The organism is Pseudomonas sp. NBB (genome assembly GCF_032701105.1).
In the GTDB taxonomy this organism is placed as follows: Bacteria; Pseudomonadota; Gammaproteobacteria; order Pseudomonadales; family Pseudomonadaceae; genus Aquipseudomonas; species Aquipseudomonas asiatica.
Window position 1 is genome coordinate 983671 of record NZ_CP103994.1, and the last position, 15550, is coordinate 999220.

16 protein-coding genes are annotated in these 15550 nt (G+C 60.2%); 10 read left to right on the top strand and 6 right to left on the bottom strand.

All coding sequences use genetic code 11. The features are described 5' to 3' along the window. Positions 1 to 81 precede the first annotated feature (81 nt). A complete protein-coding gene (gene mnmH / locus NY023_RS04505; protein WP_013970990.1) occupies positions 82 to 1194 on the bottom strand; it encodes a tRNA 2-selenouridine(34) synthase MnmH in 1113 nt (370 codons plus the stop codon). After that, positions 1194 to 2228 (bottom strand): selenide, water dikinase SelD, encoded by a 1035-nt coding sequence (selD, locus tag NY023_RS04510; RefSeq protein ID WP_023661249.1) that lies wholly within the window; start codon positions 2226 to 2228, stop codon positions 1194 to 1196. Before selD ends, mnmH begins: the two co-directional genes overlap by 1 nt. A gap of 127 nt (positions 2229 to 2355) precedes the next feature. Between selD and NY023_RS04515 the strand changes: the two genes are divergently transcribed. From NY023_RS04515 to phnE, 4 genes are read left to right on the top strand one after another with little or no spacing between them, the layout of a single operon-like run. Further along, complete coding sequence (locus NY023_RS04515) at positions 2356 to 3210, top strand: putative selenate ABC transporter substrate-binding protein (protein ID WP_013970992.1); 855 nt, start codon at positions 2356 to 2358, stop codon at positions 3208 to 3210. A gap of 20 nt (positions 3211 to 3230) precedes the next feature. After that, positions 3231 to 4025: a phosphonate ABC transporter ATP-binding protein gene (locus NY023_RS04520; protein ID WP_013970993.1), complete on the top strand. Its 795-nt coding sequence runs from the start codon at positions 3231 to 3233 to the stop codon at positions 4023 to 4025. After that, a complete protein-coding gene (locus NY023_RS04525; protein WP_013970994.1) occupies positions 4019 to 4846 on the top strand; it encodes a PhnE/PtxC family ABC transporter permease in 828 nt (275 codons plus the stop codon). The genes NY023_RS04520 and NY023_RS04525 overlap by 7 nt, the downstream gene beginning before the upstream one ends. Next, positions 4843 to 5610: a phosphonate ABC transporter, permease protein PhnE gene (phnE, locus tag NY023_RS04530; RefSeq protein WP_013970995.1), complete on the top strand. Its 768-nt coding sequence runs from the start codon at positions 4843 to 4845 to the stop codon at positions 5608 to 5610. The genes NY023_RS04525 and phnE overlap by 4 nt, the downstream gene beginning before the upstream one ends. Before the next feature lie 130 nt (positions 5611 to 5740). On the opposite strand, the gene NY023_RS04535 is transcribed toward phnE, so the two are convergent. Together NY023_RS04535 and NY023_RS04540 are read right to left on the bottom strand one after the other, a co-directional pair. Then, the gene (locus NY023_RS04535; protein WP_013970996.1) at positions 5741 to 6628 is read right to left on the bottom strand and encodes a bestrophin family protein; all 888 of its coding nucleotides are present in this window, start codon (positions 6626 to 6628) and stop codon (positions 5741 to 5743) included. A 123-nt stretch (positions 6629 to 6751) separates the two neighbouring features. After that, complete coding sequence (locus NY023_RS04540) at positions 6752 to 7240, bottom strand: GNAT family N-acetyltransferase (RefSeq protein ID WP_013970997.1); 489 nt, start codon at positions 7238 to 7240, stop codon at positions 6752 to 6754. 255 nt (positions 7241 to 7495) lie between these two features. Between NY023_RS04540 and NY023_RS04545 the strand changes: the two genes are divergently transcribed. Beyond that, positions 7496 to 8449, top strand: a complete 954-nt coding sequence (locus NY023_RS04545) for an IS110 family transposase (RefSeq protein WP_013970314.1) — start codon at positions 7496 to 7498, stop codon at positions 8447 to 8449. Between the two features lie 69 nt (positions 8450 to 8518). Here the strand turns inward: NY023_RS04545 and NY023_RS04550 are convergent, their stop codons facing one another. Further along, the gene (locus tag NY023_RS04550; RefSeq protein ID WP_080563736.1) at positions 8519 to 9403 is read right to left on the bottom strand and encodes a GlxA family transcriptional regulator; all 885 of its coding nucleotides are present in this window, start codon (positions 9401 to 9403) and stop codon (positions 8519 to 8521) included. Positions 9404 to 9435: 32 nt separating this feature from the next. After that, positions 9436 to 10586, bottom strand: a protein-coding gene (locus NY023_RS04555; protein ID WP_085982912.1) for an IS3 family transposase whose coding sequence is annotated in 2 segments (ribosomal slippage) — positions 9436 to 10343 and positions 10343 to 10586 — 1152 coding nt in all. Because the reading frame shifts where the segments join, the coding sequence is not laid out codon by codon here. A 376-nt stretch (positions 10587 to 10962) separates the two neighbouring features. Between NY023_RS04555 and NY023_RS04560 the strand changes: the two genes are divergently transcribed. The 5 genes from NY023_RS04560 to NY023_RS04580 all read left to right on the top strand — a co-directional run bounded on the left by NY023_RS04560 (position 10963) and on the right by NY023_RS04580 (position 15469). Beyond that, on the top strand, positions 10963 to 11835 hold the full coding sequence (locus NY023_RS04560) for a substrate-binding periplasmic protein (protein WP_024086300.1): 873 nt from the start codon (positions 10963 to 10965) through the stop codon (positions 11833 to 11835). 77 nt (positions 11836 to 11912) lie between these two features. Next, positions 11913 to 12701, top strand: coding sequence for an amino acid ABC transporter ATP-binding protein (locus tag NY023_RS04565; protein ID WP_013971000.1), 789 nt, complete (start codon positions 11913 to 11915; stop codon positions 12699 to 12701). Further along, positions 12701 to 13357 (top strand): amino acid ABC transporter permease, encoded by a 657-nt coding sequence (locus NY023_RS04570; RefSeq protein WP_013971001.1) that lies wholly within the window; start codon positions 12701 to 12703, stop codon positions 13355 to 13357. The genes NY023_RS04565 and NY023_RS04570 overlap by 1 nt, the downstream gene beginning before the upstream one ends. Then, entirely contained in the window at positions 13354 to 14037 is a 684-nt protein-coding gene (locus NY023_RS04575) for an amino acid ABC transporter permease (RefSeq protein ID WP_013971002.1), read from the top strand. The genes NY023_RS04570 and NY023_RS04575 overlap by 4 nt, the downstream gene beginning before the upstream one ends. A 4-nt stretch (positions 14038 to 14041) precedes the next feature. Continuing rightward, positions 14042 to 15469, top strand: a complete 1428-nt coding sequence (locus tag NY023_RS04580) for an amidase (RefSeq protein ID WP_013971003.1) — start codon at positions 14042 to 14044, stop codon at positions 15467 to 15469. Positions 15470 to 15550: the final 81 nt, after the last annotated feature.

Consider the following 15550-nt stretch of genomic DNA (forward strand, 5'->3'; position numbering starts at 1 on the left):
CAGGGAGCGCATACCCTGTCAGGCAGTGCAATACCTGTGGGAGCTGGCTTGCCGGCGATGGGGCGCGAAGCGGCCCCGTTTTTACTTGCGTGGTTCGCGCAGCGCCCGGGCCTTGAGATACTCGCGCACTTCCACCGCATCCCCGGCAAACTCGATACGCTCTGCTTTCGCTGCACGCTGGTAGGCATACATCGGGTCGTAATACTCGCTCAGCAAGCTTTCGATGAAGACCCGGTGCAACTCTACCGAACCACTGCGCTGCTGCTCGTCCAGCGCCTGGCGCAGGATTTCCGACAGCCGCTGATGGCGCTCGCCGCCGAGGCGCTTTTGAATCCTGCCCATGCTCTGCAGAAGTGTCTCGGCAAATAGCCGCCGGCCATCTTCTTCACCATGCAGGCTGACGAACTCGGCGCTCAGGTCGATCACGTAGTCGCGCAGGATACGCTCCACGCGGTTGGCCAAACTGTCTTCCAGCCACACCAGCGGGTATTGCTGCATGCCCTGGTACAACTCCAGCGGTACGGTGCAGCTGCCCACGATTCGGCCTTCGTCTTCCAGCACGAACTGCTCGATACCCCGGGCGCGTTTTTTCAACACGTCTATGGCCAGCCTGTTCTCGAAGTCGATCTGCGCTGGCTGTGCAGTGGCGCGCTTGCCAAAGCTGGAACCGCGATGGTTGGCGTAGCCCTCCAGGTCCAGCTCGTTGTCCAGTAGGTGCAGCACTTCGGTCTTGCCGGTGCCGGTCAGGCCGCCCACTAGCACGAAATCACATTGCGCGACCGCCTGTTGGGTAGTCTCCAGCAGGAAGTGGCGCATGGCCTTGTAGCCGCCCTCGACGAGGGGGTAGTGGATGCCCTTCTCATCGCGCAGCACTTTCTGGACAAGATGCGAGCGCAGGCCGCCACGGAAGCAGTACAGGTAGCCTTCCGGGTGATCCTCGGCGAACTTTGCCCAGGCCTCCAGACGTGCCTGCTTGATCTCACCGCTGACTAGCTTGTGGCCCAGAACGATGGCTTCAGCCTGGCCCTTCTGCTTGTAGCAGGTGCCGACCTTTTGCCGCTCCTGGTCATTCATCAGTGGCAGGTTGACGGCACCCGGGAAGGCGCCCTTGGCAAATTCGACAGGTGCACGCATGTCCATCATCGGCACGTCGTCGAGGAACAACTGGCGGAAGTCGGTGCAGTCGGGGCGCATCAGATCACCTCGACCGCGTGGCTCTGTCGCTCGACCAGCTTGCCGATCGGCGCCAGTTGCAGGCCCAGTTCGGCGGCCACCGCGAGGAACTCGGCTTCACCCTCCGGGGTAACCGCCACCAGCAGGCCACCGCTGGTCTGCGGGTCGCATAGCAGATGCTTCTGGTCGTCGCTCAGGGTGCCGATCTTGTGGCCATAGCTGTCGAAGTTGCGCAGAGTGCCGCCGGGGATGCAGCCCTCGGCCAGGTAGTGGTCGACGCTGGGCAGGCGCGGGACGGCGGCATAGTCCAAATGAGCGGTAAGGCCACTGCCCTCGGCCAGTTCCACCAGGTGGCCGAGCAGGCCGAAACCGGTGACGTCGGTCATGGCCCTGACCCCGTCAAGCTTGCCGAAGCGGCTGCCGGGCGTGTTGAGGGTGCACATCCAGTCGCGGGCAAGGCCCTGGTCCTGGGTGCGCAGCTTGGCCTTTTTCTCGGCGGTGGTGAGGATGCCGATACCCAGTGGCTTGGTCAGATACAGGCGGCAGCCTGCGCTGGCGGTGTCGTTGCGCTTGAGGTGACGCTTGCTGACCACGCCGGTGACGGCCAGGCCGAAGATCGGCTCGGGGGCGTCGATGGAGTGGCCGCCGGCCAGCGGGATACCGGCTTCGGCGCATACCGCACGGCCGCCGCGGATCACTTCGCGGGCCACTTCTGGTGGCAGCACGTTGACCGGCCAGCCGAGAATGGCAATGGCCATCAGCGGGTCGCCGCCCATGGCGTAGATGTCGCTGATGGCGTTGGTGGCGGCGATACGGCCGAAGTCGTACGGGTCATCGACGATCGGCATGAAGAAGTCGGTGGTCGAAACCACGCCGCGCTCGTCATCCAGCGCGTACACGGCAGCGTCGTCGCGCGAGGCGTTGCCCACCCACAGTTTCGGGTCCAGGGCCTGGGCGCCGCTTTCTGCGAGGATCACATCCAGCACCTTGGGGGATATCTTGCAGCCACAGCCGGCACCATGGCTGTACTGGGTCAGGCGAATCGGCTCGCTCATGTGCACCTCAGGAGGTCAATTTGATGCGCGATTGTAGCAAAGCTGGCCTTTGCGCCTGCGCCTCTTATAATTCCCGTCGTCGGCGTATAGGCCGACATTTCCCCGCTATTGAACCGGAGAACACCCCATGCTCAAACGCCCTCTGGCGCTCGCCGCCGGCCTCGTGCTGTCTTGCTGCGCCGTTGTCGCCCAGGCCGCCGACACTCTGCGGGTCAGCGCCATCCCTGACGAAGCACCGACCGAACTGCAGCGCAAGTTCAAACCGTTGGGCGAGTACCTGGCCAAGCAGTTGGGCATGGAGGTGAAGTTCGTGCCGGTGGCCGATTACCCGGCGGTAGTCGAATCGCTGGCTTCCAACCGCCTGGACCTGGCCTGGCTGGGGGGCTTCACCTTCGTTCAGGTGCACTTGAAGGACCCTGCCGCCACGCCGCTGGTGCAGCGTGAACAGGATGCGCAGTTCACTTCCAAATTCATCACCGCCAACCCTGATGTGAAGAGCCTGGCCGACCTCAAGGGCAAGTCGTTTGCCTTCGGTTCCATCTCATCCACCTCGGGCAGCCTGATGCCGCGTTACTTCATGCTCAAGCAGGACAATATCAAGCCTGAAGACTACTTCGGTCGCGTTGCCTACTCCGGCGCCCACGATGCCACTGTGGCCTGGGTGCAGGCCGGCAAGGTCGATGGCGGCGTGCTCAATGCCAGCGTTTGGCAGAAGCTGGTGGATGCCGGCAAGGTCGATACCGCCAAGGTGAAGGTTTTCGCCACCACCCCGACCTACTTCGACTACAACTGGACCGTGCGCGGCAACATGGACCCGGCGCTGAAAGAGAAGATCAAGAAAGCCTTCCTCGACCTCGACCCGGCCAACCCGGAGCACAAGGCGATCCTCGACCTGCAGGCGGCCAGCCGCTTCATCGAGACCAAACCTGAGAACTACGTGGGCACCGAGCAGGCTGCGCGCGAGGCCGGCCTGCTCAAGTGATATCGACAGTGGCTTCCAATGTGGCGATCCATCTGCACGAGGCCGGGCTGCGCCATGGCCAGGTGCGTGCGCTTGATGCCGTGAGCCTGAGCATCGGCCAGGGCGAGCGCGTCGCCATCATAGGCCCGTCGGGGGCGGGCAAGTCCAGCTTGTTGCACCTGATGGCGACCGCCGTCCAGCCCAGCAGCGGGCGCCTGGAACTGCTCGGCGAGCAGCCATGGGCGTTGTCCTCCAGAGCCCGCCAGCGCCTGCGTGCGCGGGTAGGCCTGGTGCATCAGGCACCGCCCTTGCCGCCGCGCCAGCGGGTGGTGACGGCAGTGCTGGCCGGCCGCCTGGGGCAGTGGGGCATGCTGCGTGGCCTGTTCAACCTGCTGTACCCCTGCGATGTGCCGGGGGCGCGCCAGGTACTGGCCGAGCTGGGGTTGGCCGACAAACTCTTCGTACAGTGCGGGCAATTGTCCGGTGGCCAGTTGCAGCGTGTGGGCATTGCCCGGGCGCTGTACCAGCGGCCGCAGGTCTTGTTGACCGACGAGCCGGTGTCGGCCATGGACCCGGTGCTGGCTGACCACAGTCTGGCCTTGCTCAACCGCCACGCACAGGCCAATGGCGTCACTCTGGTGGCGAGCCTGCATGCCGTGGACCTGGCGCTGGCGCACTTTCCGCGGGTGATTGGTATCCGCGAAGGGCAGGTGGTGTTCGACTGCCCGGCGCAAGCGGTGACCGAGCAGTTGCTGGATGCGTTGTATGCGAATGAACAACTGGCCTCACCACCGAGCCAGGGGCCGACCCTGACCGTGCAGATACCGCGATGTTGAAACTTGATGCCCGCGACCCGGCGCTGTTGCATCGGTTGCTGCTGACCCTGCTGGCTGTGGCGGTGCTGTGGCCTGGCGTGCAGCTGAGCGAATTGAACCCGGCGGTCCTGCTTCAAGCGGAGAATCGCCAGCAGATCGCCAGTTTCACCAGTGCCTTCTGGCCACCAGCACACGATGCCGACTTCCTTTCCCTGCTTTATGAGGCCACCTTGCAGACCCTGGCCGTGGCCACGGCCGGCATGGCGTTGGCGTTGCTGCTGGCGGTCCCTGCCGGGTTGCTGGCCAGCCGAGCCTTGTCGCTGCATGCCGCCTCACATGGCGGTCGCGCCGGGTTGTGGTCGCGTCTGCTACGCCTGCCGGTACGCTGGTTGCTGATTTTCTTGCGCAGTGTGCCGGAAATCGTCTGGGCGTTGCTGTTCGTGCGCGCCGTCGGGCTGGGGCCGACGGCGGGCGTGCTGGCTATCGCCATTACCTACAGCGGTATGCTTGGCAAGGTGTATGCCGAGATCTTCGAATCGGTCGACCAGCGCCCGGCGCATGCCTTGCTGCAGGCGGGTAGTGGCCGCCTGGCTGCGTTTTTCTACGGCATCCTGCCCAGTGCGGTGTCCGAAGTGGTGTCCTACACCGTGTACCGCTGGGAGTGCGCGGTACGCGCCTCAGTGGTGATGGGCTTTGTCGGTGCTGGCGGGCTGGGGCAGCAGATCGACCTGTCGATGCGCATGTTCGCGGGAGCGGAAGTGGCAAGCATGCTGCTGACGTTCCTGGTCCTGGTGATGCTGGCCGACCTGCTCAGCCGCTTCCTGCGCTGGAGGCTTGCATGAACCGGGTCATCAACTGGCTGGTGCTCGGCGCCATCGTGGCTGCAGTGATGGCCTCGTTCGCCTACCTGAAGCTGGACTTGCAGGCGCTGGTCGGCAACGGCGGGCTGGGGCAGATGGGCGAATATGCCGGGCGTTTCCTGCACCCTGACCTGTCTGCCGGGCATCTGCGCGCGGTAGCGCATGGGGCGCTGGAAACCTTGGCCATGTCCGGCCTGGGCACCTTGTTGGCCATGCTGCTGGGCATGCTGTTGGCGCTGCCGGCCGCTGGCCGGTTCGGTTGGCCGCTGCAGGCCTGTGCGCGGTTGTTGCTGAATGCCCTGCGGGCCATCCCGGAACTGGTGTGGGCCGCGCTGACGGTACTGGCGGCCGGGCTTGGGCCGAATGCTGGCACCCTGGCCTTGGCGCTGCATACCGCTGGCGTGCTGGGGCGGCTGTTTGCCGAGGCGCTGGAGAACGCACCGCCGGAGCCCGCAGCTGCCATCCGCTTGCAGGGCGGTAGCCAGGTGGCGGCATTCTGCTTTGGCACCTTGCCCAATCTGTGGCCGCAGTTGCTGGCTTATAGCTTGTATCGGTGGGAAAACAACATCCGCATGGCGAGCGTGCTGGGATTTGTCGGGGCTGGCGGGTTGGGGCAGATGCTGTACACAACCTTGAGTTTGTTCCAGGAGGCCCAGGCCAGCACGGTGATCATGGGGATGCTGGTGCTGGTGTTACTGGTGGATGCGTTGAGTGATGTGTTGCGCCAGCGCTATGTGCGGGCCTGACAGATAGCCGGGGCCGCGTTGCGGCCCTATCGCCGGCAAGCCAGCTCCCACAGATACGGTGCAAGGTCACAGGATTCCACGGCCCCTGTGGGAGATGGCTTGCCGCCGATAGGGCAGTTGAGGTCTGGCACTAAGCCAACTCCCCACACTGCGCCTCCCGCTGCATCGACTCCAGATTCCGCTCGATCGTCTCGCAAATGCTGTCCATCTGGATCTGATGCTCACTGAACCTGAACGGGCTCTGCAAATCCGTCCCGATCCGCTCGATGGCCAGCAGCATGAAGCCCACCACCGTCGATGCCAGCGGCGTGAACCAGCCCAGCGACTCCACCAGCCCCACCGGTACGATCAGGCAGAACAGGGTGATGAACAGCCGCGGAAAGTACACGTAAGGGTAGGGCAGTGGCGTATTGGCGATCCGTTCCATGCCACCTTGGGCATTGGACAGGTCCACCAGCGTCGATTCCAGCCTTGCCAGGCGAATGCTGTCCAGCCGCCCGGCCTGGTACTCCCGCGCCAGCAACGCCGCCGAACCACTCAGAATGTCGTTGGCGAAATTGTTCGAGCGGTTGCGCCGCTCGAATTCCGCTGGCGGAATGAACGCCATCAGTTCATCCGGGCAGCGCTCGCCCTTCAGGTGCGCCGCCAGGCAGTTTACATAGGCGATATGCCGACGCAGCAGGGTAGCCTTGACCGGGTTCAGGCCATCATCCGGGTCATCGATCAGCGTCAGCGCCTGCCGCGCGAAACTGCGTGAACTGTTCACCAACGCCCCCCACAATGTGCGAGCTTCCCACCAGCGGTTGTAGGCGCTGCTGTTGCGAAAGCTCACCAGCACCACCAGCGCCGAGCCAAGCAAGGTCAGCGGGATCAACGGCAGGGTGAACTTGCTGTTGAAGAACAGCATGAAATCGATGGTGACCAGCACATCCCAGATCAGCAGCCAGAACAGCGACCAGCCGATATAGCCGATGGTCTTCACCGCCAGGCGGTACTTGCGGACAATGATGTCTTTCACGCGGGCTACCTCGAAAATTGGCAGATGCAGGATCCGACGTCGAGGTAGGGCGAAGGTTCTGTGTGTGATTGTTGCAAGGGATTTTGGATCTTCTCGTCCAGCCCCATGCAGTGCCTCGCTGGCTCAGCCGGGTTGGATAAACACCTGTTTCATCTGCACTAACGCCACCCGCGAGCCATCCCACGCCTGCCGTTCATCGATGCCGAACGGCACGAAGCCCAGCTGTGGATAAAGCAGCAGGCCCGCTGTGTTGTGGTTGAAGCACGACACCCAGACCTCCCGGGCTGCGAACTGTTGGCGGGCCAGTTCGATCATGGTAGTTACCAGGTAGCGCGCTACGCCGTGGCCGCGTGCGGCGTGGGCCACGACCACGTTGCCCAGGGCGCACACGCCGCCGTGTTCGGCCTTGTAGAAGTTGGCGAATGCCAGCACCGTGCCGTTGCCCTCCACCACCGTGGAGCCGCTGCGCTGGGCGATGGCATCGTTCAGTTGGGCGGGGGAGAGAGGGTACTTGGCTTTGGGGAACATGTAGAACAGTTCGGCCGGGCTTTGCGGGAAGCTGCAGATTCCAGGGATATCGTCGGGCCGTACGGGGCGGTGGGTCAGGTGCATGGCAAGTCCTTGTGTGCTGGCTGGTCGGGCCACTTCGCGGGCAAGCCCGCTTGTATGGTTAGACTTGAAGGGGTGGTGGGACTAAATGCCCGATTCTGACTGTTCACAGTAGTACAGACCGTGGGAGACATCGCCCCACCCCTTCCACCAAAGCGCCGATAAAGAATGCATCGTTTGCAAGCGACGATAGAAACAAGCCAGCGCCTCTTGGTGAAACCCCTTCAAGCCGAAAAACCATAACGTGAGGAGCGGCCCATGGCAATGCAGGTAGGTAAGTTGATCGTGGGTGCGGATGTCGCGAAAGCTGAGCTGGTTATCCACCACGATGATCGCGACGAGATCATCAGGCTCAAAAACTCCAAACTCGAGATCAGAAGGTGGCTCAAGCAACAACCCCTCAACACCGCTATCGCTGTTGAGGCGACCAACGTCTATCACTTGGACCTGGTTGAATTGGCCCACAGCCTAGGCTTCGAGGTCTATGTCATCGATGGTTTTCAATTGAGCAACTACCGGAAGAGTGTTGGGGGACGGGTTAAAACCGACCCCTCCGATGCTCGGTTGCTGTCCCGTTTTTTAAAAAATGAAGGCGAGGACCTTCGCCCTTGGAGCCCGCCTCCCGCTGTCTACGGCAAGCTTCAGAGCCTCTTGCGACGCAGAGCCGCCTTGGTGACTGCTCGTACTGCAATGACTCAGAGCTGGGCTAACGAAAGCCTTTTGAAAGCCGCCTTCGAAACTTTTGTGAAGTCGATAGATCGGCTGGATCAGTTGATTCAAAAGAAGATTAAAGAAGTACTGCGAGACGCTGGGCTGCAGGAACAAGTCGCTCGCTGCCAGGCAGTAGAGGGCATTGGTTTTCTCACCGCCGCAGCATTGGTGATGGCTTTTACAAGGGGCGAGTTCAAAAGCAGTGACTCGTACATTGCATTCCTAGGAATGGATTTACGAGTCAGTGATTCCGGACAGAAGAATGGGCGACGTCGCCTCACCAAGCGAGGTTGTTCAGAAATTCGTCGCTTATTGCACAACGCTGCGATGGCGGCCAGCAGATCGGCAGCCTGGAAAGGGCTTTACGAACAGCATCGGAGCAGTGGTAAAGCAACAACCCAAGCGTTGGTAATCCTGGCAAGAAAGCTCGCGCGGGTGGCATTCGCCCTGATGAAAAATCAGGACGAATACGTCACTAAAGGCGCGAAACTGGCTTGCTGAAAACCATAGAATCTCCCACAAGGGGCGGGGAAGTCATATTCTGCCCCGCGACGGGTCAATGTTCACTATTCATGAAACTGTTTCCCCCTTGGTCGGGGTCGCGTTTCGCATCAGCTCTTTGCGCAATTTGCCGGGGGACATGCCGAACAGGTTCTGGAAATGCCGAATGAAATGGGGAGCATCGGCAAAACCGCATTCGAAAGCGATTTCTCCGATATGTCGATCCGAGCTGATGAGCAGCCAGCGGCCAAACCTGAGTCGAACCTGGCGATAGAACTGGGCCGGAGTACTACTGGTTTCGGCGACAAACAGACGCTCCAGTTGCCGTTTACTGGTACCGACAAGGTTCGCGATCGCGTCGATATCCAAAGGCTCGGTCATGTGCTTTTCCATCAGCATCACGGCTTCGTGCAGGCGCCTGTTCGAAGAGCTGGCGTAGCCGAGTGCCTTGCGCCGATCGACGAAACTGCCAGAACTGCTTTTCGCAACTGTCATCTGGTGAACGACCTTGCCGGCCCGATCCGGGCCGCAATGCATCCCGATAAGATGGATGGCCAACTCGATCACCGAGATACCACCTGCGCAGGTGATCCGATCCTTGTCGATGAGGAAGTCACTGTTGCTGACAAAGCGCAATCGTGGGAACAGACGTTTCCAGTCATCGCAATGGTAGGCATGCACACAGGCAGTACGTCCCTCCATCAGGCTATGTCGCGCGAGCACGAAGCTGCCTGTGCATAGGCCGATCAAAGGCACGTCAGCGGCGGCTGCCTGATGCAGGAATGCCGGATAAGTCTTCGGCGCTGCCTCCAGGTAGTCCAGTAGCCCACCAATCACCACGATGTAATCGAATTGATGAGGGTCGGTGAGTTCACTGTCGATGGGTACATCCAGCCCGCAACTGGAAATGACTCTTTGCCCAGGGGTACCGAGGACTTTCCATTGGCATCGTATCGGGCGGCTCTGATTGAATCGCCCCTGGTTTCCTAGACACTCTCCAAGCTCAGGAAATAGCGTTTCTCATACTCTACTGGAGACAGCTGCATAGCACTGCTGTGTCGACGTTTTGGGTTATAGAACATCTCGATGTAATCGAAAATATCACTCCGGGCTTCGTCACGTGTCGCGTAGGTCTTTCGTCGAACCCGTTCCCGCTTCAAAAGCTGGAAAAAGCTCTCGGCTACGGCATTGTCGTGGCAGTTTCCCCGTCGGCTCATGCTGCTGACCACATTGTTGGCCTTAAGGAAGCTTTGCCAATCTGAGCTACTGAACTGACTGCCTTGGTCTGAGTGAATCATCACTTGCTGCTGTGGCTTGCGTCGCCAAACGGCCATCAGCATCGCGTCGATAGCAAGGTCGCTGCACATCCTTGGCTTCATTGACCAACCAATTACTTGGCGTGAGAAGAGATCCAGCACTACCGCCAGATAAAGCCATCCTTCATAGGTGCGGATGTAAGTGATATCTGTCACCCAGACCTTGTTCGGCTCGCTGACCTTGAACTGCCGGGCAAGGTGGTTGGGCGAGGCCACGGTTGGTTTTCCGCCATAAAACCCAGGACGACGGCGATAACCCGTTTGCGAACGCAACCCCTCTGCTTGCATCAAACGACCGACTCGATTTCGCCCGCATGTCTCTCCCAGCTCACGCAGGTCACCATGAATTTTGCGATAGCCGTACACACCTCCGCTTTCGAGCCAAGCATGTTTGATCAAACCAAGCAGACGATGATCTTCTTTTGCTCGGGCAGATTGAGGCTCCGCCAACCAAGCGTAGTAGCCGCTGGGATGCACCTTGAGGGTTTGGCAAAGGCGCCGCACCGGGTAATCCGTCGAGTGCTTCTTGATGAAGGCGTACTTCAGCCGCACTCCTTGGCAAAGTACGCGGCGGCCTTCTTTAAGATGTCTCGCTCTTCCGTCACGCGCTTGAGTTCAGCGCGCAGCTTGCGCAGTTCGGCCTGCTGATCATTGTCTTGCTGACGCTGCTCTTGGGGCTTGCTGTAGACCTTGATCCAGGCGTAAAGGCTGTGCACGGACATGCCCAGGCGCTGGGCAACCTCAGCGACAGGCTTGCCTTTCTCGGTCACTTGCTTGACCGCTTCGATCTTGAATTCTTCAGGGTAACGCTGACGACTCATGGCACCTCCTATTTGGGCCTCATTATGAGGCTTGGAGGTGTCTACGAAACCAGGGGCGATTCAGATCGCCGGTATCGGCAGCATGTCGCAACGCATCGGTCAGCCCCGAGAGTGACAGCAAGGGGAAGCGCGGCCATAGCACGATACCTATAGACAACTCGGTGGCGCCGCGTCGGCTTGGCGGATGTCGTGCCTGACCCTTGTCAAGCGCTTCCACGAGGCTTGCGCTGGAGGCGTTGGGCAGTGCATCTCCGAAATGTCGCAAATGTTCAATCATTCCTGCAAAGCATCCAACCAGTTATCCCGATCATCACCATACGATGAGCTTCTGCCTAACACCATGCTGTTCATAAAAAAAGCAATCTGGGAGCACGTGATGAAGAAGCCCAACGTTCGACGTTTTGCCGGTATCTACGCGGGTTTGCTGGTATCCATGCTGGCCTCGGTGCCGGCATTCGCACTGGAAACGGTAGAGCCTGGAAGCCTTACTATCGCGTTCACTGGCGATATGCCGGGGACCGGTTATCAAGACAGCCGGATGGTCGGCTATGACGGTGAAATCCTTCAACAAATATCTGAGAAGCTGGGCTTGAAGGTCAAGCCTGCCTTGATGGACTGGGCCAGCACCATCGCTTCGGTACAAGCTAACCGCGTGGATGTCATGGCCGGCACCATGGGCTGGACCGAGCAGCGCGCGAAGATCATGACCGTGAGTGACCCGATTCACTATTTCAAGAACGGCATCACCCAGACCGACAAGACCAACTGGAGCAGCCTCAAAGATTTGCAGGGCAAGAAGGTCGGCACCATCACCGGTTTCTCGTTCATCCCAGAGATGCGCAAGATCGAAGGGTTGCAAGTTGCGTTGTACGACACCTCCGATGCTGCGGTGCGCGATCTTCTCGCCGGACGCATCGATGCAGTGATCGGTGATCCTCCAGTCATGCAATACGCCATTTTTCGCAACGAGCAGTGGCACCTGCGTTTCAACGCCTTCACCGACAACGATCCGAATTTCCCACTGCTGACGGGGCTAGGTCAGGTGGTTTACGGCTTCAACAAAGAGGCCAGCCCGCAGCTGGTGGCTGCCGTGAACGAACAGATCCAGACCCTCTGGAAAAGCTGTGAAATGCGCACGATCGGTGCCCGCTACGGCCTGACTCAGGATGTCTGGTATGTGCCGGAAGGCAAGGACCTGAGGCAGGGGGTCGACCGTCCGGCGGACTGGAAACTGCCCGGCTGCAAGTAAGCGCTTGAGCGGATGAATCGGCCCGGTACCCGGTGCCGGTTCATCGCCATGTCTATAAAAAAAAGAGGTTAACCAAGATGTCGACCCCGTCCGAACCTGCGTTGCTGCGAGTGCATGACCTGCACAAAAGTTATGGTGATCTGGAAGTACTCAAAGGGATCAACCTGGAGTTGAAAGCCGGTGAAACCCTGTCGTTGATCGGCCCCAGCGGGTCGGGAAAGTCCACGTGCCTGCGTTGCATCAATTACCTGGAAAAACCCACTCGAGGTGATATCTGGCTGGGGGATGAGTTGATCGGCCAGGTCAAGGACGGTAAACGCACACGTCTGATGAGTGATCGGGAAATGGCTCCGCAGCGTCGCGAGATCGCGATGGTGTTCCAGCTCTTTTACCTCTGGCCACATTTGAGCGTACGCGACAACGTTGCGCTGGGGCCGATCAAGGCACAGGGTATGCCGCGAAAGCTGGCCTATGAGCTGGCCGATGCCATGCTGGAAAAAGTCCATCTGCGGCATAAAGCCGAGGTCTACCCCGAGCAGTTGTCCGGTGGACAACAACAGCGAGTCGCTATCGCCCGCGCGTTGGCCCAACAACCGAAGGTCATCCTGTTCGACGAGCCGACCTCGGCACTGGACCCCGAACTGGTGGGGGAAGTACTGGCCGTGATTCGTGAGCTGGCGCAAGAGGGCCGCACCATGATCATGGTGACCCATGAAGTGCGCTTCGCTCGGGATGTGGCGGATCGGGTGATCTTCATGGATGGCGGACACATAATCGAGCAAGGGCCTTCGGCGCATGTAATCGACAACCCAAGCCATGAGCGCACCCGCAGTTTTCTTGGGCGCATGGCCATGGAGGGCGCTTGATGGCGAACTTCGAGGTCTTTGTCGGGCTACTGCCTCTGTTGTTCAAAGGCGCGCTCACCGCCCTGGAAATCGCGCTATGTACCTTGCTGCTGGCGAGTGTCGGAGGGGTAGTGCTGGCGGTGTTGCTGACGTTCAGTCGATCACGGGTGTTGCATGGGGTGATCGGCTGTTTCATTGAGTGGATGCGCAATGTTCCTGCGCTGGCTCATTTGTTCCTGATCTATTTCGGTCTCTCCTACCTTGGCATCAACTTGCCCGCGTGGCTGGCCGCCATCGTTGGATTGAGTCTGGTGGGCAGCGCGGTGTTGGCCGATATTTTCCGTAGCGGCTTGCAGTCGCTGCATGTCGGTCAGCATGAAGCCGGGTTGGCTGTGGGGCTGAGCCGGATGCAGATTTTGCGCTGCATTCTCTTGCCCCAGGCCCTGCGCGTGACGTTGCCAGCGTTCGCCAACTACGTCACGCAATTGATCAAGGACACGTCCATCGCCTCGGCCATCGCCGTGCCGGAAATCATGTTCCTTGCGCGCAATCTGGTGACATCCACCTTCCAGACTTCACTGATCTATTTGGCTGTGATGTGCATCTACGCCGCGATGATTCTACCGATCGGTGTGGGATTCATTCGCCTCGAACGTCATTTTGGGAGCGCGCGATGATCAGCTTTTTCCAACAGTACCCAGAGTACTGGAGCGACTGGAGTGCTCGCCTGTTGCTCGGGGCACGGATCACTGCCGAATTGTCCCTGGTGGGGTTCGCCCTGGCAGTCGTGCTGGGGGCGTTGTTGGTCTGGGCGATGAGAAGTCCGAGTGTCATCCTGAAACGGCTGGCAGCGTTCTTTATTCAGAGCATGCGCGCTGTGCCTCTTCTGGCGTTGCTGCTGGCCCTGTATTTCGCATTGCCCAGCCTGGGGTTGACGTTGTCCGGCTACTGGGCCGGGGCCATCGGTCTGGGGTTGCAGGGTGCCGCTTACGTTGCGGAAATCCTTCGTGGCGGCCTGGATTCGCTGCATCGCGGCCAGCGCGAAGCCGCTATCGCCATCGGACTGACGCCGCTCAGAGCGTTTACTACCGTCATCCTGCCGCAAGTGATTCGCGTCATACTGCCACCACTGCTTAACGCCTACGTGTCAATCCTCAAGGACAGCTCATTGTGCGCTCTGATCGCCACCGATGAGTTGATGCTGGCGGCGCGGGCCATCGCTTCGGAAACCTTCCTGCCAATGCATGTCTTCCTGCTGGTAGGACTCTTCTATTTTGTTATCGCCTTCCCTCTTTCAATGCTGTCGCGCGTGCTTGAAAAGCACTTTTCACGCGGGCGCAAAACCGTGCGAGGTTGAACATATGAGCATCATGGATCGAGTTACTTCCCACAGCATTGCCCAGTTGCAGCAGGCACTGCAGGCGGGATCGCTGACTAGCGAAGCGCTGGTTCGTGCGCAACTGGCGCGCATCGAGCACTTTGACGAGCAGCTCAATGCCTATGTCGAGACCTATCCCTCGCGCGCTTTGAGCGCAGCCATCGCCGCTGATCGCCAGCGTGCGTCCGGTATACACCTGGGACCGCTGCATGGCATTCCTCTGGCTATCAAGGACTTGTTCGAGATCGATGGCCAGGCCATCACGGGCGGGTCAGTGGCACAGCAACCGCGTGTTTCGAGGGTGACCGCCACTGCAGTGCAACGCCTGGAACGTGCTGGTGCAATAATTCTTGGCAAGACCCATACCGTCGAATTCGCCTTCGGCGGCTGGGGCACCAATGCGGTGATGGGCACGCCATGGAACCCATGGGACCGTAACGTGCATCACGCTCCGGGGGGCTCAAGCAGCGGTTCGGCAGTGGCCGTGGCCAGTGGATTGGCGAGCGCTGCGTTGGGCACCGATACCGGTGGTTCGGTACGAATTCCGGCGGGCATGTGCGGCCTGGTCGGGCTGAAAACCACGCGTGGGCTTATCAGTCGCCATGGCTTGATCGAACTGTGTCCTTCGCTGGATTCGGTAGGGCCTATCACTCATACCGTTGAGGATGCGGCGTGGATGCTGGATGCATTGCTGGGGCCAGACCCGCTGGATCCGGTTTCGGCCCAGGCGCCTGTATTCAGCGCCGCAAACGGTCTCAATAAGCCGGTAGCCGGTTTGCGCATCTGGGTGTTGCCACAGGCCGAACGAGCGCATGTCGCGCCCGGGGTGCTGAAGGCTTACGATTTGGGGCTCGAGCAGCTGGCCGCGTTGGGCGTGCAACTGATAGAGCAATCGCTACCCACCACGTTGGAACAGTGCATGCGCATCGCTGGTGGACTGATGAGCGCCGAAGGTTATGCCAGCCTGGGTAGCTTGTTCGAGCGCGACGATCTGCGTTTCGATCCCCATGTTCAACGTCGCATACTCAGTGGTCGCGACATCGACGCAGCGTCGTACATCCAGTTGCATAATCAGCGCCGTGCCGCTCGGCATGCCATGCAGGAGGCCATGACCAACATAGACGCCTGCGTTTTCCCGACCAACGCTATTGGCAGTGTGCCGCTGGATGAGGTCGATGAATATGGCACACCGCTGGCCTTGTTGGGACGGTTCGCCAACTTGCTGAACCTGTGTTCGGTGGCGGTGCCCATCGGGTTCGATGAGAAAGGCATGCCGGTCTCGATGCAGATTGTGGGGCGGGCATTCGCCGAACCGCTGATTCTGCGCATTGGCCATGCTTATCAACAGGTCAGTGACTGGCACACGCTACGGCCTGAGGGCTGGGCGCTGGCAGACAAAGCGGTTGCGTGATCCATGTGACGGTTTGACATATCCCTGAGTATCACCTTGGCAGCATTGCAAGCTGGCCGAGGTGGAAGGGGCATTGCCGTA

Coding starts and splice junctions, on each gene's coding strand:
- mnmH (WP_013970990.1), bottom strand. CDS start 1,194: ATGCGCCCCGACTGCACCGACTTCCGCCAGTTGTTCCTCGACGACGTG.
- selD (WP_023661249.1), bottom strand. CDS start 2,228: ATGAGCGAGCCGATTCGCCTGACCCAGTACAGCCATGGTGCCGGCTGT.
- NY023_RS04515 (WP_013970992.1), top strand. CDS start 2,356: ATGCTCAAACGCCCTCTGGCGCTCGCCGCCGGCCTCGTGCTGTCTTGC.
- NY023_RS04525 (WP_013970994.1), top strand. CDS start 4,019: ATGTTGAAACTTGATGCCCGCGACCCGGCGCTGTTGCATCGGTTGCTG.
- phnE (WP_013970995.1), top strand. CDS start 4,843: ATGAACCGGGTCATCAACTGGCTGGTGCTCGGCGCCATCGTGGCTGCA.
- NY023_RS04540 (WP_013970997.1), bottom strand. CDS start 7,240: ATGCACCTGACCCACCGCCCCGTACGGCCCGACGATATCCCTGGAATC.
- NY023_RS04545 (WP_013970314.1), top strand. CDS start 7,496: ATGGCAATGCAGGTAGGTAAGTTGATCGTGGGTGCGGATGTCGCGAAA.
- NY023_RS04560 (WP_024086300.1), top strand. CDS start 10,963: ATGAAGAAGCCCAACGTTCGACGTTTTGCCGGTATCTACGCGGGTTTG.
- NY023_RS04565 (WP_013971000.1), top strand. CDS start 11,913: ATGTCGACCCCGTCCGAACCTGCGTTGCTGCGAGTGCATGACCTGCAC.
- NY023_RS04570 (WP_013971001.1), top strand. CDS start 12,701: ATGGCGAACTTCGAGGTCTTTGTCGGGCTACTGCCTCTGTTGTTCAAA.
- NY023_RS04575 (WP_013971002.1), top strand. CDS start 13,354: ATGATCAGCTTTTTCCAACAGTACCCAGAGTACTGGAGCGACTGGAGT.
- NY023_RS04580 (WP_013971003.1), top strand. CDS start 14,042: ATGAGCATCATGGATCGAGTTACTTCCCACAGCATTGCCCAGTTGCAG.